Origin of the sequence: Vibrio sp. 10N.261.51.A3, assembly GCF_041471965.1 — a bacterium.
Taxonomy (GTDB): Bacteria; Pseudomonadota; Gammaproteobacteria; order Enterobacterales; family Vibrionaceae; genus Vibrio; species Vibrio crassostreae_C.
Genome location: NZ_JBFRPK010000051.1, coordinates 17,601 through 37,914 on the forward strand (window position 1 = coordinate 17,601; position 20,314 = coordinate 37,914).

Annotated in this window: 18 protein-coding genes; 15 read left to right on the forward strand and 3 right to left on the reverse strand. The window is 36.7% G+C overall.

Annotated elements, in window-relative coordinates:
* Window positions 1-45 precede the first annotated feature (45 nt).
* Window positions 46-501 carry a protein-export chaperone SecB gene (secB, locus tag AB4371_RS12970; protein ID WP_372149929.1) on the reverse strand — a complete coding sequence of 152 codons (456 nt, stop codon included), beginning with the start codon at window positions 499-501 and terminating at the stop codon, window positions 46-48.
* 122 nt (window positions 502-623) lie between these two features.
* Window positions 624-1,058 (reverse strand): rhodanese-like domain-containing protein, encoded by a 435-nt coding sequence (locus tag AB4371_RS12975; RefSeq protein WP_016786319.1) that lies wholly within the window; start codon window positions 1,056-1,058, stop codon window positions 624-626.
* A 569-nt stretch (window positions 1,059-1,627) separates the two neighbouring features.
* On the opposite strand from AB4371_RS12975, the gene pseB reads away from it, so the two are divergent.
* From pseB to AB4371_RS13035, 12 genes are all read left to right on the forward strand, one after another.
* Window positions 1,628-2,641, forward strand: a complete 1,014-nt coding sequence (gene pseB, locus AB4371_RS12980; protein ID WP_372149931.1) for a UDP-N-acetylglucosamine 4,6-dehydratase (inverting) — start codon at window positions 1,628-1,630, stop codon at window positions 2,639-2,641.
* Window positions 2,642-2,644: 3 nt separating this feature from the next.
* Entirely contained in the window at window positions 2,645-3,805 is a 1,161-nt protein-coding gene (gene pseC, locus AB4371_RS12985; protein ID WP_372149933.1) for a UDP-4-amino-4,6-dideoxy-N-acetyl-beta-L-altrosamine transaminase, read from the forward strand.
* A 1-nt stretch (window position 3,806) separates the two neighbouring features.
* Window positions 3,807-4,508, forward strand: a complete 702-nt coding sequence (gene pseF, locus AB4371_RS12990) for a pseudaminic acid cytidylyltransferase (RefSeq protein WP_372149934.1) — start codon at window positions 3,807-3,809, stop codon at window positions 4,506-4,508.
* Complete coding sequence (gene pseG / locus AB4371_RS12995; protein ID WP_372149936.1) at window positions 4,502-5,614, forward strand: UDP-2,4-diacetamido-2,4,6-trideoxy-beta-L-altropyranose hydrolase; 1,113 nt, start codon at window positions 4,502-4,504, stop codon at window positions 5,612-5,614. Before pseF ends, pseG begins: the two co-directional genes overlap by 7 nt.
* A 1-nt stretch (window position 5,615) precedes the next feature.
* The gene (locus AB4371_RS13000) at window positions 5,616-7,796 is read left to right on the forward strand and encodes an HAD-IIIC family phosphatase (protein WP_372149939.1); all 2,181 of its coding nucleotides are present in this window, start codon (window positions 5,616-5,618) and stop codon (window positions 7,794-7,796) included.
* Between the two features lie 10 nt (window positions 7,797-7,806).
* Window positions 7,807-8,490, forward strand: coding sequence for an acyl carrier protein (locus tag AB4371_RS13005; RefSeq protein ID WP_372149942.1), 684 nt, complete (start codon window positions 7,807-7,809; stop codon window positions 8,488-8,490).
* A 72-nt stretch (window positions 8,491-8,562) separates the two neighbouring features.
* Complete coding sequence (locus tag AB4371_RS13010; RefSeq protein WP_372149945.1) at window positions 8,563-10,824, forward strand: hypothetical protein; 2,262 nt, start codon at window positions 8,563-8,565, stop codon at window positions 10,822-10,824.
* A 69-nt stretch (window positions 10,825-10,893) separates the two neighbouring features.
* On the forward strand, window positions 10,894-12,459 hold the full coding sequence (locus tag AB4371_RS13015) for a CDP-glycerol glycerophosphotransferase family protein (RefSeq protein ID WP_372149948.1): 1,566 nt from the start codon (window positions 10,894-10,896) through the stop codon (window positions 12,457-12,459).
* The gene (locus AB4371_RS13020) at window positions 12,449-13,666 is read left to right on the forward strand and encodes a CDP-glycerol glycerophosphotransferase family protein (protein ID WP_372149950.1); all 1,218 of its coding nucleotides are present in this window, start codon (window positions 12,449-12,451) and stop codon (window positions 13,664-13,666) included. Before AB4371_RS13015 ends, AB4371_RS13020 begins: the two co-directional genes overlap by 11 nt.
* Entirely contained in the window at window positions 13,659-14,054 is a 396-nt protein-coding gene (locus AB4371_RS13025; protein WP_372149953.1) for an adenylyltransferase/cytidyltransferase family protein, read from the forward strand. The genes AB4371_RS13020 and AB4371_RS13025 overlap by 8 nt, the downstream gene beginning before the upstream one ends.
* Before the next feature lie 143 nt (window positions 14,055-14,197).
* Window positions 14,198-14,842 carry a hypothetical protein gene (locus tag AB4371_RS13030; protein WP_372149956.1) on the forward strand — a complete coding sequence of 215 codons (645 nt, stop codon included), beginning with the start codon at window positions 14,198-14,200 and terminating at the stop codon, window positions 14,840-14,842.
* Window positions 14,839-16,008 (forward strand): CDP-glycerol glycerophosphotransferase family protein, encoded by a 1,170-nt coding sequence (locus AB4371_RS13035; RefSeq protein WP_372149959.1) that lies wholly within the window; start codon window positions 14,839-14,841, stop codon window positions 16,006-16,008. The genes AB4371_RS13030 and AB4371_RS13035 overlap by 4 nt, the downstream gene beginning before the upstream one ends.
* Here the strand turns inward: AB4371_RS13035 and AB4371_RS13040 are convergent.
* Window positions 15,998-17,863, reverse strand: coding sequence for a polysaccharide biosynthesis protein (locus AB4371_RS13040; RefSeq protein WP_372149962.1), 1,866 nt, complete (start codon window positions 17,861-17,863; stop codon window positions 15,998-16,000). The genes AB4371_RS13035 and AB4371_RS13040 overlap by 11 nt on opposite strands.
* A gap of 182 nt (window positions 17,864-18,045) precedes the next feature.
* Here AB4371_RS13040 and AB4371_RS13045 point away from each other — a divergent pair, with 182 nt between their 5' ends.
* The 3 genes from AB4371_RS13045 to AB4371_RS13055 all read left to right on the forward strand — a co-directional run bounded on the left by AB4371_RS13045 (window position 18,046) and on the right by AB4371_RS13055 (window position 20,211).
* Window positions 18,046-19,035 carry a UDP-glucose 4-epimerase family protein gene (locus tag AB4371_RS13045; protein ID WP_372135407.1) on the forward strand — a complete coding sequence of 330 codons (990 nt, stop codon included), beginning with the start codon at window positions 18,046-18,048 and terminating at the stop codon, window positions 19,033-19,035.
* A gap of 113 nt (window positions 19,036-19,148) precedes the next feature.
* Entirely contained in the window at window positions 19,149-19,697 is a 549-nt protein-coding gene (locus AB4371_RS13050; protein ID WP_372150043.1) for a sugar transferase, read from the forward strand.
* Between the two features lie 268 nt (window positions 19,698-19,965).
* A complete protein-coding gene (locus AB4371_RS13055) occupies window positions 19,966-20,211 on the forward strand; it encodes a hypothetical protein (protein WP_017060480.1) in 246 nt (81 codons plus the stop codon).
* The last annotated feature ends 103 nt before the right edge of the window (window positions 20,212-20,314 follow it).

Here is a 20,314-nt window from a genome sequence, read left to right on the forward strand (position 1 = left end):
GCTAACTAGCGCTTGAATCGTTAGAGTTAAGTTCTACTTTGAGACTTAAGCCTGTTCGCCTTCAGCTTGTTGAGCTTGGTTTTGTAGGTAGTTCATGAACAAAGCATCAAAGTTTACTGGAGCTAGGTTCAGTTGTGGGAAGGTACCTTTAACCACTAGGCTAGAAATTGTTTCACGCGCGTATGGGAACAGGATGTTCGGGCAGAATGCACCTAGGCAATGAGCCAGTTGGCCAGCTTCCATTTCGCTTGCAGAGAAGATGCCACCTTGTTGAACTTCACAAAGGAACGCTGTGTCTTCAGCATTCTTAACGGTAACAGTGAGACGTAGGATTACTTCGTAAACGCCTTCGCCAAGTTCACGGCTTTGAGTGTCTAGGTCCAGTTTTACATCTGGGTTCCACTCTTTTTGAAACATGTCTGGAGAGTTTGGCGCTTCGAAAGAGACGTCTTTTAGGAAGATACGTTGGATTGCGAAGTTTTGTTGTGCTGCTTCAGCCATTTTCTTGTCCTTAAAAATTTAAATTAGGTTTTGTTCGTTATATCTGCCGAACAAAACCTTAAAGTTATATTCGTGTAATCGGGTCAGCTTACTGCTTGTCTTTAAAAGTTTTTCACCTTTAACTACTTCTTACCTTTAACCAAAGGTAAGTTAGCTTCGCTCCAAGCCACTAAGCCGCTTTTCAGTACGCTTACGTTTTCGAAACCTGCTTTAACCAGCAAGTTCGCGCTTTCTTGAGCGGTTTGACCTGTCTTGCATACTACGATGATTGGGTCTGCTTTGTGGCTTTCAAGGCTACCAAAGCTATTTGCTTTGATATCTGACGGCAAAATGTGAACTGCGTCCGTAATATGGCCCTTTTTGAACTCATCTTTAGTACGAATATCAACCACAACACCGTTTTCACGGTTAATCATGTGTGTGGTTTGCGCTGCCGTGATCTCTTTGTACGCTGCATTTGATGTTTTGATTACGTTCGCAATGATGGCAACAACCAAGCCGATCCATACGATGGCTAAAATCATATTCTCTTGAACAAATGGAACTAACTCTTGCATATCTTGAACTCTTATTCGTTATTGGGCGAAAAATTTCTTGGGTAGAAGTATAGCGATATTAAGATGCTTATGTACATAAGACTTGAGAGCTAAAAAAACTATCTCATCTATGTTTTGCAAAAAATTAGCATGATACCTAATAAAAGTGATCAATTGTGTGACTATTTGTATGTGTCAAGTGGTAAATATTGCTTCTAAGAGGAGTCATTATCAAGCTCACTGCACCTGATTTCGTTAAGTACTTGAGTTATTCAAGAAAGACAAAAACTTTGATTACTGTGTTCACATTATGGATAATGTGGCTTTACTTATAGGTAGAATAAATCTTTGAATGCCTATCTTCGACTTAACCCGCGTAGTGTGATTTCGCATAGTTATCAAGGGGCGGTAGCTTGCCTGTAATATACGGTAGATGTGTGTTTTTAAGCGAGGCATCTAAATTTAAAGTAGCATTCGGTGCTAGTACATAACGTACTTTGAGTGTTGATTGCGTACAATCCGGTACCCGGAAACATGAGTCATCCTGTGGTTCCGTGGTAGTGAAAACTTAACAAAAAGTGAAGTATTCCATGTTAAATAATAAAACAGTTTTAATTACTGGTGGTACAGGTTCATTTGGTAAGCAATTTATCAGAACAATTCTAGAGCGTCACCCAAATGTTAAAAAGATCATCATTTATTCTCGCGATGAGCTGAAGCAATCTGTAATTAAGCAAAAGTACCCAGCATACGACTTCCCTCAACTACGTTTCTTCATTGGCGATGTTCGTGATAAAGAGCGTATGACACAAGCTTGTGAAGGCGTTGATGTGATTATTCACGCTGCTGCGATTAAGCAGGTAGATACGGCAGAATATAACCCGACAGAGTGTATTCGTACGAACGTTGACGGTGCTGAGAATGTTATCCATGCTGCTCTAGCTTGTGGTGTTAAAGACGTAGTTGCTCTATCGACTGATAAAGCATGTGCTCCGATCAATTTATACGGTGCGACTAAGCTAGCTTCAGATAAATTGTTTGCAGCGGCAAACAACATTCGTGGTTCAAAGGACATTCGCTTCAGTGTTGTACGTTACGGTAACGTAATGGGCTCTCGTGGCTCTGTGATCCCTTTCTTCCTAGAGAAGCGTAAAGATGGTGTGTTACCAATCACTCACAAAGAGATGACTCGATTCAACATTTCGTTACAAGACGGTGTTAATTTAGTTATGTTTGCGCTAGACAATCACCTAGGTGGTGAGATCTTCATTCCTAAGATCCCATCATATAAGATTCTAGATATTGCAGAAGCGGTTGCACCTGAGTGTGAAACTCGTGACGTGGGTATTCGCCCAGGTGAAAAACTACACGAAGAGATGATTACAGATACAGACTCTCTTAACACAATCGACTTAGGTCCATACTACGCAATTCTTCCTTCAGTTTCTTACACATACAGTGAAGCTGAATACATTGCTCACCACAAAGCAGAAAAAGTGCCTTTTGGCTTTAAATATAACTCAGGTACAAATACTGAGTGGGAAACAGTAGAAGGTTTACGTCAGTTAATCGTTGATCATGTAGATCCTAATTTTAAGGCTTAGAAAATGATACCTTACGGCAAGCAAGAGATTTCACAGCAAGATATTGAAGCAGTGATCAATGTACTAAAATCAGACTTTTTAACGCAAGGTCCTCAGGTCCCAGCGTTTGAAAAATCATTAACGGACTTTACTGGGGCTAAACATGCATTAGCGGTTAACAGTGCCACTTCAGCCTTGCATATAGCTTGCTTAGCCCTAGGGTTAGGTGAGGGGGATTTGTTATGGACTACGCCAGTTACTTTTGTTGCCTCAAGTAATTGTGGTCTATATTGCGGTGCGACAATTGATTTTGTTGATATTGACGCAGCGACTTATAACCTTTGCCCTATTAAGTTAGAAGAGAAGTTAATCGCAGCTAAGGCTAAAGGTAGATTACCTAAAGTATTAGTTGCGGTTCACTTGTGTGGTCAACCCTGTGACATGAAAGCGATCGGTCGTTTAGCGAAAGAATACAATTTCAAAGTGATTGAAGATGCATCGCATGCCATTGGAGGGAGCTACCTTGATACACCGATTGGCTCGTGTCAGTATTCAGATGTTACCGTATTCAGCTTCCATCCTGTAAAAATAGTGACAACTGCTGAAGGTGGTGCTGCATTAACCAATGACTCAAACCTAGCCACACAAATGAACCTCTTTAGAAGCCACGGTATTACTCGTGACCCTGACTTAATGGTAGGCGAATCTGATGGTGATTGGTACTACCAACAGATTGAGCTTGGTTATAACTACAGAATGACCGAGTTACAGGCGGCTTTAGGTGTTTCACAAATGTCTCGTCTCAGTGAGTTTGTTGCTGCGAGACACGTATTAGCGAATCGTTATAACGAGCTGCTAAAGAATTTGCCCGTTACGTTACCATACCAGTTACCAGAAACCTATTCAGGTTTACATCTATACGTAATTCGCTTGCAGTTAGATAATATTGATAAAACGCACAAGCAAGTATTTGATGAACTGCGTGCTAATGGAATTGGCGTGAACTTGCATTATATTCCAGTGCATACTCAGCCGTATTACCAACAACTTGGCTTTAAATCAGGTGACTTCCCTGAGTCTGAGTATTACTACCGAGAAGCGATTTCGTTACCAATGTTCCACGCTATGACCGTTGAACAACAAGATGAAGTGGTGTCTGTATTGAATAAAGTGCTGCAGGGTTAATATGAACATCGCAATCATTCCTGCCCGAGGCGGTAGTAAACGAATCCCAAGAAAGAACATCAAAGATTTTAACGGTATACCAATAATAGCCTACTCAATTAAAGCTGCTGTCCAGTCAGGTTGTTTTGATAGAGTTATCGTTTCCACCGATGATCTGGAAATCGCTGAGGTTGCGAAGCGATATGGAGCTGAAGTACCTTTCATCCGTCCCCCTGAGGTGTCTGATGATTACGCAACTACTGCTGATGTGATTATACATGCAGTTAATTGGCTTGAGGAGGAAGGAACTTTAGTTAACTATGTTTGTTGCTTATACGCTACGGCTCCATTTATTGAAGTTAGTGATATACAGACAACATACCAAATGTTAATTGAAGAGCCTGAAGCTGACTATTGCTTTCCTGTATGTGAATTTCCTTTCCCTGTCCAAAGGGGGGTAAAACTAACAACTGGTAATAGAGTTGAAATGTTCCAAGCGGAACACTTTAATACTCGCTCACAGGATTTAGAACCAGGTTATCATGATATTGGTCAGTTCTATTGGGGCAAGCCAAGCGCATATAAGAATAATATTCCAATGTTTTCTCAGCGAGCGATTGCTTTTCCCATATCAAGGAAGCGAGTTGTTGATCTAGATACTCCTGATGACTGGGAGTATGCGCTAATGGTCTCTAAACTTTTAACGGGGGCTATTAAGTGCTGATAGCTATAAGAGTTGACGCATCCTTGAGAATGGGGACGGGGCACTCTTATCGGATGTTGACGTTAGCCAACAAGCTGGTGGAAAGAGGCCATTCCGTATTCTTTGTTGTGCGCCAGTTAAACGGGAACCTGATCGAAATTATCAGGGAAAATTTTGACGTTGTGTTATTAACTAAGCCTCTTGATAAATACACAACAAACGAGCACTGTCCCCATGCAGATTGGCTTGAAGTTAGCTATCAAAATGAGATTAATCAATCCTATACAGCGATCAGTGATAAGCTTGCAGATTATAATAGCGATGTTTTGGATTGCTTGATAGTTGATCATTACTCTATCGATTCAAGATGGCATAGCACATTAAAATCTTTGACCAAAACAATAATGCAAGTCGACGATTTGGCAGATCGTATGTTAGATGTCGATATTGTTTTAGACCAGAATTACTCAATTTTGGGAGATACACGTTACGATCCCGTTACTAAAGGGCAGGTGACAAAATTATGTGGACCGAAATTTGCGCTATTAAGAGACGAGTTCGCAGTTGCGCGAAATAAACTTCAACCGTACATGACAAGAATGGAACAACATCAGGTGGTTCTTTTCTTTGGTGGGATTGATGCGACTAACGAGACGACGAAAGCGTTACATGGTTTACTTAGCGTTGATACACAGGACCATTTTTGTGTAATTATCGGTAAAAATAACCCAAATAAAAAACAGATAATTGAACTAGTTGAGCAATATAAAAATAGATGTTCAGTTCATATACAAGTGAAAAATATGACTGATTTTCTATCATCTGCGTATTTGTTTGTCGGCGCTGTAGGTGCGACCACTTGGGAGAGATGTGCTTTAGGTATACCTGCTATAGTTTGTTCTGTTGCGGAAAACCAAGAGCAAGTAGCTCGTGACTTGAGTGAAATAAATGGTCACAACTACATGGGACCAAATCAACATTTAAGTTCTATGGATTACGCAGAAGCTTATAAGAGTTTGACTGGTGCCCCTCATTCACTTTATAAGCAAGCCCTTTGCTGTGAGAGACTGGTCGATGGAAAAGGTGCGTTACGGGTAGTACAACATTTAGAAGAGATTAGTAAATAATATGACTTATAGTGTTAGAGAAGCAACAAACGATGATAAGTGGACGGTGCTTAAATGGCGAAATCATCTCGAGGTTAGGGCTGTGATGCTAACAAATCATATAATTCAAGAGGAAGAGCATTCTAAGTGGTGGAATAACACGATGTCTTCAGATGACAGAAAGTTATTAGTACTGGAGTCTGAAAATGTACCGATTGGTCTTATTATTTTTAATCGAATTAATACCGATGTTCGAACTGCGTGGTGGGGCTTTTATCTTGACAATGCATCACTAGACGGACAGAAGAAAACAATAGCCTGGATGGAAGCTGAAAAAGCAGCATTACACTATGCAGGCACCATACTTAAACTTCATGAAATTTATGGAGATGTTGTTGAGGGGAATGATGGTGTATGGTTGTTACACAAAAAATTTGGGTTTATTGAGTGTCCTCTTCCTCCTGGTGCTGAGTCAACTCAAAGAAACGTGCGTTACATTAAACATGTTTGGCCAGAAAACTCACCAATTTTGAAACCTGATCTGTACTTATTTGCATCTCACAACACTGATTTCCTCTTAGATTTCCTAAATAAGAAGCAAGAGCTCTATGCAGTGTTTCCTTATAAAGCGCAAAAAAGTAATTTTGGTCAGTACAACCTTGATTTGTTGAATGATAAAGATCTCAAGACTAATGATCCATCAGCGGTATACTGCTTCATAGAGCGAATTGAAGATTTACTCTTATCTATATATGAACCGATCACAGAAACATCTATGCTTTCCGCAGAAACAAGGATTGAAGAGTATATTTTATTTATTACTTCTATTGCTAAAAGAGGTAATAAAGTTTTTGTGGCTGATTTTGCCATACAGAAGAGTTTTCCTTTATCAGGCTCGGAAAAAGAAAGTAACTCAAAATTAAAAAATATAGTTGAGAAGTGGAATGCTCGACTATATGCTCTAAAGCAAACTGGTATAGTTGAAGTATTACCTTACTCGCATTTAGTCTCTTCAGAAGGGCAGTCATTTTCTGATAAGTATTGGTATTTGGCGAGAGGTCCATTTAATAGTGAATTCTTAAATCAGTATAGCCAAGTGATCGTAGGTAGTATCCTGTCTTCCAATTCTTTGACTGCTCGAGTTTTAGTTTTAGATTTAGACAATACTTTATGGAAAGGTGTTATTGGAGATGATGGTATCGATGGTATTTCGTTAGGTGGAGATTACCCAGGGAATATATATAAAGATTTGCAATCACTATTCCTATCTCTGAAAGAAAGAGGTTTTTTACTCTCGATTTGCAGTAAGAATACTAAATCTGTTGCTTTAGAAGCTATTGAAAGTCACCCAGAAATGCTTTTAAAGCAGAATGACTTTGTAAGCTGGAAAATAAATTGGTCTCCTAAATCGTCTAATATTAAAGAATTATCTTCTGAACTTAATTTAGGTCTTCAATCATTTTGTTTTATCGATGATAACCCGGCAGAAAGAGCTGAAGTGAGAGCTAATACACCAGATGTTTTTGTTCCTGAGTTACCTGAAGACCCTGCTGAATGGTATCAATTTATATCTAAGTTGCCTGAACTATATGTACAGCAAGTAAATGAATCTGATAAACGTAGAGCAGAGTTGTATAAAAAAAGAGTTGATATCAAAAGAACTGAAACATCATTTACTGACCGTGTAGAGTTCCTCAAAAGTCTTGAAATTAAAGTTATCGTTGAAAATATAAATAATGACAATTTCGATCGAACTTTACAACTGTTTAGTAAAACAAATCAGTTTAATACGACAACGACTCGCTACACTAAGCAGCAATTAATTGATTGGAGAGTGAGTGATTCGAAAAAAATATTACACGTCAAAGCACAAGACAAATACTCCAAAGATTTTGAAGGTGTTGCAGCTCTAGTGCTCTATCTTGAAGACGATGTCTGTATCATAGACAATTTTGTCATGTCATGTCGTGTTATGGGAAGAGATATAGAAAAGGCAATAATATCAAAGTTAATTAATTATTCTTTTGAAAACGGTTTTTATAAATTAGTAGGCTCTTTTAAGCCTAGTAATAAAAATATTCCGGTGAAAGATCTGTATGAAGATTGTGGTTTTATACATCAAGATGGAGAGTGGGTGTATGAAGTTAGCGAAGGTAATTTGCCACCTGAATCAGAAATAACAAGTATAGATTGGAAACTTTAGGTTAATAAAAATGAAAAATATATTTAGTACGGTGCTTTATACTAATCATAGCAGCATCTATGTGTCAGATATAATGGCGACAATAAACTCTTTGCTATCAATACCGGGGAGTAAAATTATTCGAGGACCGATTAGTAACTCGAATATCGCATATGCATACGTTGAGTTGGAGGATCAAGGTGTAATCGAAGTAGTCTCACCAAATCATGAAGTAGAAAAACCTTTTATGGGGAACTCGTTTCATATTGATAGTGGTGCTTATTACCCTTGTTATACGGTCCCATGTGTTGATTCTATAATCAATAGTGCTGGTGATGATATTTCTTCCGTTATATTGTCACCAATTGAACACTTTGGTTTCGAAAAAAGATTTTTTGTTACAGTAAAACATGAACAACTGGGTACCCTTCAATTTATAGAACAGTATCCAAGAGATTTTAATTTCGGTTTCAATAATAAAACTAACAATAAAGGCTTTGAAAGTTCAATTTTTGCCATATTTAATAGAATTGTTAGTAAGACATCTCTAAACTTTTCTGAAGTATCTATGGATAGTGTGCCTGAATGGGACTCATTCAAGCACTTGCTCCTTATTATGGAACTTGAAAATTTCTTTGAGTTAAAGATACCAGCAGAAGAAATAGCAAATCTTAGTAATTTGAAAAAAATCTCAAATTTTATATCTAGGAATTGATGTTAATTATTACTGTTTTAGATATGCGTTTAAACTTCACTTTAGTATTATTATAAAACAAATAGGTTTTCAGTGAGTAGAAAAAAAGTTTTAAGAAATATCGTTAATAGGCTTAGGAGAAATCTAAGGCTCCAAAGTAATAACAAAAAAGATAATCCTCAACAGATTGAGTTTGACAAAGCTATACAATTCAAGTCTTACTTAACTGCTTATCACATTTATTGCTTAGGAAATGTTAGCACAACTAATTATAGATTGGCATTGTGTTTTGAATCTGATGGTAATTTGACTAAAGCTAGATATCACTTATTGAGGATTAAGAAAAAGAAAACAAAACATTGGCTTAAATTAGCTGAAATTGAAAATAAACTAAATAGAAATTTTAATGCTGATACTATTTACTCCCAGCATTTGAAAGATGACCTTGAGAATTCAAAGTATAAAAAAAGAATAATAAAACTCAAGTTGAAAATTTTATATTCTATAGGGGATTATGAAGAATTATGTAATTTAATTGATGAGTTTCTGGTTTCCGAATATGACTTATTGCTTAGAAAATATCTAATCATCTTTAAAGTTCGCTTGTATATAGAGATGAAGAGATTTGAAGAGGCTAAATATCTTATAAATTTAATAAAAGATGAGTTGATTTTCACAAGCGATGTATATCAAGTCGTTATTAACTATTTTTTTCAGTCCAACGATAATAAAGAACTAGACTTGTATACTAAATTATTTATTAGGGATTTTCCGAAAGCACCTCAATCTGTGGCTTTTAGGTTGAAATACTTATGGGAAAGTGGCAATTACTCGAAAATCGAAGCTCTTATCAATGCAACTTCTAGCGATGCATTACTATCCCCGGTCGTTGCAAACCTTTGTTCAGTTTATTCGTCCACGTCTGAGGATTTTTCTTTACTAGAAAGAAAAATTAAACATTGGGCATTGGAGGATTTGAAAAGGAAAAATACAAGTCACAAGTTATTGATGGTGTTTTTAAGTCTGCATGACTATGTCAGTGCTGAAGTTGTACTAGGTGATACTTTAAATTTAACTTCAGTAGAAGGTTGCTATATTAAGGGGCTGATATATAAATCAAGAGATGCTCATGACGCTGCTATTCGCTGCTTTAAGAAATGTATTGTCATGAATCATTCTTATGTAAATGCTTATAAGGAAATGTATGATTGCATCAATTATAGTAATGCTTCAAGGATTGGCCTATATTTAAAGTTAAGAAATAGGAATGTATCATCTTATTCTAAGAAACTACCAGATGGTATGAATAAAAGTGTTGACACTGAGTCGTTTCAATATTTGTTTGCTAGAGGACTACACTCACAAGCTTATAATTTAAAGCAGCAAAGGCCTTTAAATCGTTCATTAAAAAATAGATTCCCATTACAGGTATTATCACAACAAAAATCAATCAAGGATTTATCGAATAAAAAAGTGTTGATAATAGCTGAGGAAGGTGTTGGTGATGAGCTAAGAATGTCTGAGTTCTATTCTTATATTGATAAATATAATATTAACGCCACTGTAACCTGTGATCCCAGATTGGAAAATATTTTTTCAAAAAACTTTAAAAATATAAGCTTTCTTCCGGTTAGGCGTAAGTGGGATCAAATTCCTTTTGAAGATGTCTACGCAGGACAAAGTACGAATGTATCATGTCGTGTATTAGGGAAATATATAGATAATAAAGTTCTGGAAATATCGGATGAATTTGATGTTATTTGTATGTTAAATGAATATATATCTTTAGTTTGGAATGATTACCCTTTACTAGAGAGAAAAGGTAGGTTTCTGAGTTGTGATCATTTAAATGAAATCCCACTCGATTCAGACAAGATTAAAGTGGGAATACTTTGGTCTAGTAGCTTGACTACAAATACAAGGTATAGGCATTACTTATCACTAGATGATTATATTCCGTTATTCGAAGAGTTTCCTAAGATAGAGTTCTTTTCTCTTGCTTCAAATCTTACTAATTATGAGCAAGAAATTTGTGAAAAATATAATGTGAAATATTTCGGAAATATTGATATTAGGAACGATTTTGACACATTAAGCAGAATATTACCTCAATTAGATACTGTTATCGGTATTTCATCCTTTATTACAGAGTTTGCAGCAGCTTACGGTGTTAAATTTTACTTACATGCAATTTCTCCAATCGGTAACTATTTTAGAAGCGGTTATGAAAAAGAGTGTAACGATGTTGTGACGATCAACTCAGTAATTGTGGCCCCTGATAACTATAATCAGACTGTCGAAAACATAAAAAAAGAAGTTGTCTACAAGCAAAAATTAATAATGAGAAGCTTTTGAAAATATTTTTTGCTGTGTTATAGATTTTATTTAAGTGACTAAATTTTAGCTATATAGTTTGGTGTTTATATGCGCGATATGTTTTACTTGTTATTGTTTTTGTTATTAAATATTATTGCTTTTTTTATAGCTAAAGATAACAGTTTATTTTTGTTTTTTCTTCTTGCTATTGAAGCTGTTTTTGTTTTTGAGAATAAAGCAATTAAATATTTGTGGGTGAAAGGGTACCCAATATTTGTAGTTGTACGCACTATATACGTTATGGACGATGTTGGGTTTATGATTGCTGCTGCTATTGAAACATCCATAATACTCTTTGGTCTTTCCAATAAATATCATGTTGGAAATAGTACTTGTTATATAAATGGGCTATCTAATTTTTCTGACAAATTAAATCACTTTGTCAGCTTATTTACTCCTTATCTTAGAGTACTGACACCTTCACTTTATGCTATTTATCTTTATGACTTGATAATATTTTCCTCATTGATGGTAGCTTTATCAGTGTTACCATTTCTAGTAACAATTTATTACCATCACATATTTAGTTCATGCTCCCAAGATTCTGAGACTAAAAGATTTATTCTTGAATATGATCCAGAAGTAATTATGTATGTTTGTGGCGTGAAGGGCGGAAACTATCAGTTAGAGCAATGGATCAGTACTCTGGAAAAGCTAAACAGAAGAGTGTTAGTTGTAGCTAGGGAAAAGTTTTGGCTGAATAGTAGTACTAAAACTAATTTACCATTCGCTTATGCAAAAAGAATGATAGATGTAGAACAGCTAATATCTTCTAGTACTAAGGTATGTCTTTATCCAGCAAATGGCATTAAGAATGCCCAAATGATGAGGCGTACTGATATTAAACACATATTCATAAATCATGGCGAAAGTGATAAAATAGTTAATACTAGTAGGTTTTTAAATGCATATGATATTTGGTATTTAGCAGGAAACATGGCTAAAACCCGAATGGAAGATGCTGGGTTTAATGTTTCAGAGGAGCGTTGCCGTTTAATAGGAAGGCCACCGTTATCTATTAAATTGGATAACTCTTTATCATTACCAAACTTAGTTTTATATGCTCCTACATGGGAAGGGTTTGATGAAAACGCTTGTTATAGTTCAATTATAAGTCATGGCAAAAATCTGATAAATCAACTGATAAGCAGCGGTACGCAATTTATCTTTAAGCCTCACCCTCTAACAGGTCATGTCAAAAGAGAGTATAGAGAAGAACTTTCTCTGCTTATGGGCTTGGTTCGAACTTCAGAAAATGGAACTGTAGAGGAAAGTGCAGACATTTTAGATCTTATGAACTTAAGTTCTTTTCTGGTGACCGATATCTCTAGCGTTATGAATGATTATTTACAAACTAATAAGCCTTTCTTTGTAACTAATCCGTCATCCATACCTGTTGATAGATTTAATAATGAATTCAAGACTACAAAAGCTGCTTACATATACCAAATAGATGATGATTTTATTGAACTTTTCTCAAAGGTTTCTAAAGACGATTACTTATACAGTCAGAGAGCCATGATTAAGGAAGAGTCTCTCGGCCCTGATACCCCTGATTCTTTCAATAGGTTTTGTTCCTCCATTGATGAAGAGTTTGATTGCAATGAAAATTAAGTTTCTTTTGGTTAAGTTTTTATCTAAGTTTGGAGTGCTTGATTCTATTTTGAGGAGAGGGTATAGAATTGTTTCCTGTAACTTGTATAGAGTCTACTCTAGAAGATTAAAAGTTCAAGAAAACTTAATAGTTATGGAGTCATTTAGTGGGAAAAATATATGTGATTCCCCTTTCGCTCTATATGAAGAGTTAAAAAAAGATAGAAAGCTAAAGTTTATTTGGGTAGTGAATAGTACATCTGGTTCTAATGAAATACTTGAAGACCCAAACACAAAGTTCGTTAAGTTTAAAAGTAGAGAGTATTTTTCAGCTTATGCTCGAGCTAAGTACTGGATTTCTAATTGTAGGTTACCATATGAAATCCATAAGAAAAAAAATCAAATTTATATCCAATGTTGGCACGGGACACCATTAAAGAAAATTGGCTGTGATATCAATGAAGGATTAAATAAAAAGGTTAGTTTAAGAGCTTTAAAAGCTTCTTATAAAAACGAGTCAAAAAGACTAGATTACTTTTTGTCTCCAAGTAAGTTTTCTTCGACTTGTTTCTCATCATCTTTTAGGCTAGATAATCAGAAGATTGTCGAAGTCGGATACCCAAGAAATGATAGTTTGGTAAATCGAGCTGACGATAAGTATTATCTAAAAAAAATTAGAAATAAGCTCAATATACCCGAAGGGAAGAAGATAGTCTTATATGCTCCCACATGGAGAGATAATAACGTTTCTTCAGATACGGGGAAACATATGTTAGTTAATTTACTTGACCATCCTAAATTTATTGACGGCCTAGATGACTTTGTATTTTTGTATCGAGGACACTACTTTACACATTTGAGTGAGAAAGCCTCTGAGTTTAAAGATGTTTCTGATTATAATGACGTAAATGATTTGATGTTAGTATCTGATCTTCTTATTACTGATTACTCGAGCTTATTCTTCGACTATGCTATTTTAAATCGTCCTATTCTATTTTTTATGCCTGACCTTGATGAGTATAGTAAGAAAAATCGCGGATTTTATTTAGATGTTCATTCAGAATTACCGGGTAAGATATGTTATGATATGAATACTTTAAGATTAAACTTAGTCGAATCTAGTGTTCAGAAAGTATCTCATGATGAGTTTAACTTAAAGTATAATCCATACGAGGACGGAAGTTCCTCCAATCGTGTTATTAAAAAGATAGGAATCTGCAATGAGTAAACGAGTTATAACGTTTGGTACTTACGATATTTTTCATGTTGGTCATGTGAACATATTAGAGCGTTGTGCATCATTAGGTGATACTTTGATTGTAGGCATATCAACTGACCAGCTCAATTTTAATAAAAAGCAAAGAAATCCGGTTTATTCACAAGATGATAGAATGAAAATTGTACAATCACTTTCCTTTGTTGATGAGGTGTTCTTTGAGCACTCTCTAGAGAAAAAACGCGAGTATATCGAATTTTATCGTGCCGATATACTTGCTATGGGAGATGATTGGAAAGGGCGTTTTGATGAGTTTTCAGATATTTGTGAAGTTGTCTATTTCCCTCGTACCCCTTCGATTTCTACAACTGAAATTATTGAGATAACTAAGGCAATTTAATGGTTTCGCGGCTTAATACGCTCGTTATTAAAGCATATGAAGACTGGGTGTTTATCACAAAGTTGTTTTCTTTATTTAGAAATAGGTTTTCTGTAAGGTTAATATTGCTATCAACGCTAAGATTTACAGGGAAATTCTCCAATATGTTGGTTATGTTTTTGCCTCTAAAGATCTTTTTGCTGATATCTGGAACTAGTCAGGTGGGGATGTTTAAAGAGATAGAGGAGCAGTTAGGTACAAATGCTTATATTGCATTAATTCTTTTTGTTACATCACTGCTCTATATTTTAAATTTGGTTATTCAAATTTACTACTCGCGAGCTTTCAATCTTGAAAAGCTTAAGTTGCAAGGAACTAAAGACTTTGATGGCATGAGTATTAAATTTATAAGGAAGTTGTATACCCCTTATATCGATGTGCTATCAAGTTTGGTTATGCTGTGCATTTCTTTTTTGGTCTTTATGAGCCTTTCCTACGAATATGCTTTTTTGTTTTTTTTGGGTTTTGTAATCTATTATTTTATTGTTCAATATTTTTTATTTACTGATAGTAAGTATAAACTTAAAGAAAAAATGAAAGTCACTATACCACAAGCTTTAAATATTTTTAGTGGTGTGTTTTTCTTGTTTACTTTCTTTCTTGTTTTCTTTGTTTTTATGAAGTTTGATTTGCCGGTTATGTCAGCATTGTTGTTACTACTTTTATCCAGACTTACAAATAACTCAATAAAAGCTATGTTTTCCTCACTTTCAAAAATTAAAGTATTAAACAGTAATCGAATGCCATGAACAATGTAAATAAATATGCAATAGTCAGAGTTTCTCTTGTTTTGTTGGGGCTAGTGCCTTCTTTACTCTTCTTGTTTGCACCTAGGAAAAAGAAGTGGATAGTGTTTTCTTCTGAGTTTAACTGTCATTTTAACCATTCTTCTAAGTACTTATTTTTATATTTTATTCAACATTATGCCGACGATTTTAATGTAATGTATGTCGTTAATGATAAAGAAAAGCGCGAAGAACTATCCTTGAAATATGGAGATTACTTTATTAGCACTTATACATTTTCCGGATTTTTTAAGGTTCTGCTAAGTTATACTTGGATTACATCTTCTATAGAAACCCCTGTAGGCGGTTTTTTTCTTAGGTTCAGAAGAGTTATTGTTCATTTAAGTCATGGAGCACCTTTGAAAAATGTAGGGTTATCGGAGAAATATCCAAGTTTAAAAAAAAGCATTTACTATAATATAGTTAAATACAACTTTTCATACTTTTTCTCAACTTCTAAGGTTTTTGATGAAAATTGGGAACGGTGTTTAGGAATTGGGGCTAAACGCGTTCTCCGGGCTGGTTTGGCAAGAAATGATGTATTTATGTCTTCTGAAGCTTTAAAACCTTGTATTGAGCCCCGTAAGAAAGTTCTCTATGCGCCAACTTGGCGCCCATTCTCTAGCACACAAATATTTCCTTTTTCTGATTTCGACGCTAAGGTATTAGATGCTTTTTTAAAGGAAAATAATTTAACTATATACATTCGGCTCCATCCAAATTTTGAAGAGAGTATCGAAACCTTTTTATCTGAATTAAGTCATGTGGAGCTTTTGACTAAAGATGACCAAGAAGATATTAACGAGGTTCTACCTAGTTTTGATTTGTTAATAACTGACTATTCAAGTATTTATGTCGATTATTTGTTGTTAGACAGGCCAATCATTTTTTTACCATATGACTTGGAGCACTACAAATCAGAAGTGGGATTTTCTTTAGATTATGATCGTTATACACCAGGCCCCAAACCTATTTGTTTCACAGATTTTTTATCTGAATTGAGGCGATTATTGGGTGATGCTGATTATTTTGATCTAGAAAGAAAGACTACAAACATTCAATTGAATCCGATTAATCAAAACTTTTGTCAGCAAAATGCTATTCTCATCAAACGATTAATTAATGATTAATCTTATATCCAGTCGGTGCATCGAGTAGAATACGCTTGATGCACTCTACATTAAAATCATGGCAGCACTGGTCTAGCTCGTTCAATAGTATTTGCATCTCAGGCCAACTAAGCATACTTTCCATTGCCGTCATGATTTTTTCGTGGCTGGTTCCTTCAACATTGTCCCCAATAAGAAGCTCTTCATATAGCTTCTCACCAGGCCTCAGGCCTGTAAACTTGATTTCAACATCGCCTTCATCCGAACTTGAACCAAGATTCACTTTCATTCCCATCAGGTGCACCATGCGTTTTGCTAGGTCTAGGATCTTAATTGGCTCTCCCATATCCAACACGAACACTTGGCCATTATTACCCATGGCGCCAGCTTGAATGACGAGCTGCGCCGCTTCAGGAATCAACATAAAATAGCGGATGATGTCTGGATGCGTAACGGTGACGGGACCACCGGCTTTAATTTGTTTCTTGAATAGCGGTACAACGGACCCAGAAGAGCCTAAAACATTACCGAACCTCACCATAGTAAAGGTCGTTTGAGTATCTTTGTCTGCCAGAGCTTGAAGAACGAGCTCCGCCATTCTTTTACTGGCTCCCATTACATTCGTTGGCCTCACGGCTTTGTCTGTAGAAATGAGAGTGAAATTTTTAACACCACATTCTATTGCAGCTTGCGCGCAGGATAATGTCCCAAAAACATTATTTCGGATCCCTTCTACGACATTGTCTTCGACTAGAGGTACGTGTTTATAGGCTGCGGCATGATATAAAGTGTCAACTTCATAGCTTGTCATTAGCTTTTCAAGGCGATTTTGTCTTTGAACTGAGCCTAGTGCAGCAATAATTTTAGTTTGGCTTTTAAGGTTATGCTTGGTCGCATTGAGCTCTTGTTCGATCTTATAAAGGTTATATTCATTTAACTCGAATAAGACCAGTGTTTTTGGTTTTTGAGCTATGATTTGACGGCACAGTTCAGAACCTATTGAACCTCCGGCTCCGGTAACCATGACATTCTTATCGAATATATTCTTAGTCAATAAGTTGTTATCTGGGGTAATCGGTGTTCGACCTAATAGATCAGCAACATCAAGATCTTTTACTTCGGTCGCCGTTGCTTTGCCTGCAGCGATATCTTCCACTGACGGTACGGATTGTATAGCGATAGGCCAATTAGACAGTTTTTCTACAAGTCTTAATCTCTTACCTTTGTTGATATTGTTGATCGCAAGCAACAGTTTTACTGGCTGGTACAGAGATTGAAGGTGTTCAAATTCACTAGGATGATGGACTTTTAATCCAAAGAAGATATTGCCTCTTTTACTAGGATCATCATCGAGTAAAATAACAGGGTTGTACTCATCACCATGGATCAGAGCGTATGTGAGTTCTCGCCCTGTTGCGCCAGCCCCGTAGATAAACACATTGGGCTTTTTTCGTTTAAAAACTTGGTCATAAGCAGAGCGGATCATGATTCTTGGCCCGCCTAATGTCAGTATGGCTAACCCAGCATAGATAAAAGGGACACTTCTGGGGATGAAGGTATGAAAGAAGAATCCGCTCAAGACTAAGGTGAGCGATGATATAAACACCGCGAGAAATATGTTCCCGACCGCAGGAAACATCATGTAGCGTAATACCGCTCTATACATCCCGAGTTTAGCGAAACTAAATATAGTCACCGAAATGGTGAGTAATAGTGTTACCCATTCATCTAAACCCAGTTCAAAAGTGTATGTGCCTAGCCTTAAAGCTATAGCTAAATAAACCGATATAGTTATCGCGAATATGTCGTAGCCAATACTGATCAAACGCTTATTTTTTCGTTTAGTATTGAGGATAAGGCGTATCGGCTTAATCATTATATTCCTTGGTAACTGTTCTCAATCAGGCTTACAAGCTGTAGCTGAGTAATTTAATATCTGCGATATTTTAATGCTCTTAAGTGCGGTAAGCTAGTCGTAATTGATGGTTCTGTGTTGCTCAGTAGTTTTGCTGTTGATGCTGCTTGTTTTTTATTCAATATGTAGAGCTTTTTTGTATTATGAAATTATTAGTCACTGGTAGTACGGGCTTTGTCGGCTCTCGCGTTGCGAATTTAGCACAAGAGTGTCAGTGGGAAGTTGTGCCTGTAGTGCGAAAAGCGGCACAAATACAGCCTAATAGCTTGTTTGTTAATAGCCAGTTTGTTAATAACTTGGCCGTTAATAGCTTTGCTGTTTCTTCTATTGATTCGAGTACCGATTGGTCTGGTGCATTCGAAGGTGTGGATTGTGTTGTTCATTGTGCTGCTCGAGTGCATCAAATGAATGAGAGTGAGCAAGGTGCTTTAACTGCCTATCGAGATATCAACACCCTTGGCACTTTGAACCTAGCGAAGCAAGCCGCTGAAGCGGGCGTTAAAAGGTTTGTATTTGTCAGCTCTATTAAAGTTAACGGTGAATTCAGTGAGCCAAATTTACCCTTTGAACCGAATTTAAAGAATACTCCGCAAGACCCTTATGGTTTGAGCAAGTATGAAGCTGAAGTTGAGTTGGCTAAGCTTTCAAAAGAGACAGGGCTAGAAGTGGTTATCATTAGGCCTCCATTAGTTTATGGGCCTGGCGTCAAAGCAAATTTCTTATCTATGATGCGTTTGATTGATAAAGGCATTCCGTTACCGTTTGGTGCTATAAAGAACCAGAGAAGCTTGGTTTATTTGGATAATTTGTCCGATTTGATACTAACTTGTTGCGAGCACCCTTCAGCTCCGGGCTATACCTTCTTAGCTTCTGATGATCAGGATGTATCGACAACTCAATTGATGCAAACCATCGCTCATGCTATGGGGAAATCACCGCGATTAATTCCAATCCCAATGTCTTGGATACAAGCTGGATCGTCAGTTTTAAATAGACAGCACATAGCGCAAAGAATATGCGGCAACCTCCAAGTGGATATAGGTTTGACGAAAGAGATATTGGGATGGAACCCCCCTGTAAGTTTTGAACAAGGGATCAAAAGAACCGTAGAAGCTTACTTGAAGTCGCATTGATGCGTTTTAGGTAGTTTATGGCTTTCTTGTCCATAAATTTTTCAGGTATCCTTTATTGATTAGTGGTGCTTATAGTGCCCCCACGTTTTCAATCCGAATTTGATAGGACACATATTTTGATTCGTTTGTTCGATTTTATTTTTGCTTTCTTTGGTTTGCTGTTCCTTTGGCCAGCATTTCTCATTATTTGTATCCTTGGTTACTTTGACACGGGTTCTCCTGTCTTTTTTCAGACCCGAGTTGGTCGCAACAAAAAGCCATTCACTTTAGTTAAATTCCGCACTATGCCAGTGGAAACAAAATCTGTTGCGACCCATTTAGTTGGAGCGAGTTCAGTGACTAAGCTCGGTGGATTCCTGCGTAAGACCAAGCTTGATGAACTGCCTCAGTTATACAACGTACTTAAAGGTGAAATGAGTTTAGTTGGTCCAAGGCCATGCCTGTTTAACCAGCAAGAGCTCATCAATGAAAGAGAGTCGAGAGGCGTGCTGGCGGTAAGGCCTGGCGTAACCGGACTAGCTCAAATCAATGATATCGACATGTCGACACCGAAAAAACTCGCGGAGTGGGATCAACGCATGATTCAGACGTTGAGTACTAAATTGTACTTTCAATACATTATTCAAACCGTATTAGGTAAAGGCTCTGGCGACAGGGTTTAGTTAGATATGGTTTACGCTCTCTTATGATCATAGGTACTGGCTTCTGCGTTATACAAACATAGCTTTGTTGACCTCCACAGTCTCTAAGGCCATTTTTATGTGACGCTATTTCCTAAATAATGCTTTATAAGGTATTGCTTATGATTTATCCATTTACTTGATTGTGGTTATTATCTATGATGATCAATCAGTTGTTTAAGCTGAGCAACTGATTGAGGGTGTAAAACTTACTCTCTACATATAAACGTTTATATTAATGGAAATCATTATGAAAAAGATGGCTCTAGCAGCTGCATTAGCAGTTAGCTTCTCAGGTGCTGCATTTGCAGCTGAAGAAACAGCTGCGGCGGGTACTGGTTCAGGTACTGGTACAGCAGCAGGCGCTGGTGCATCTGCAGCTGCAACTGGTACGGCTACAACAGTAGCAGTAGCGACAGCAGCAGTAGCGGCAGCAGCAGCAGTAGCGGTTGCTTCTAACGAAAGCGGTGCAACAACGACAACAACGACTCGATAATTTTTGAGTAGGCGTTTAAAACCATTTTATGTGAAAGCATAAAGTGGTTTTTTTATATCTAATTGATTAATTTTCCATATTGGACATCAGCAACCAGATTGCT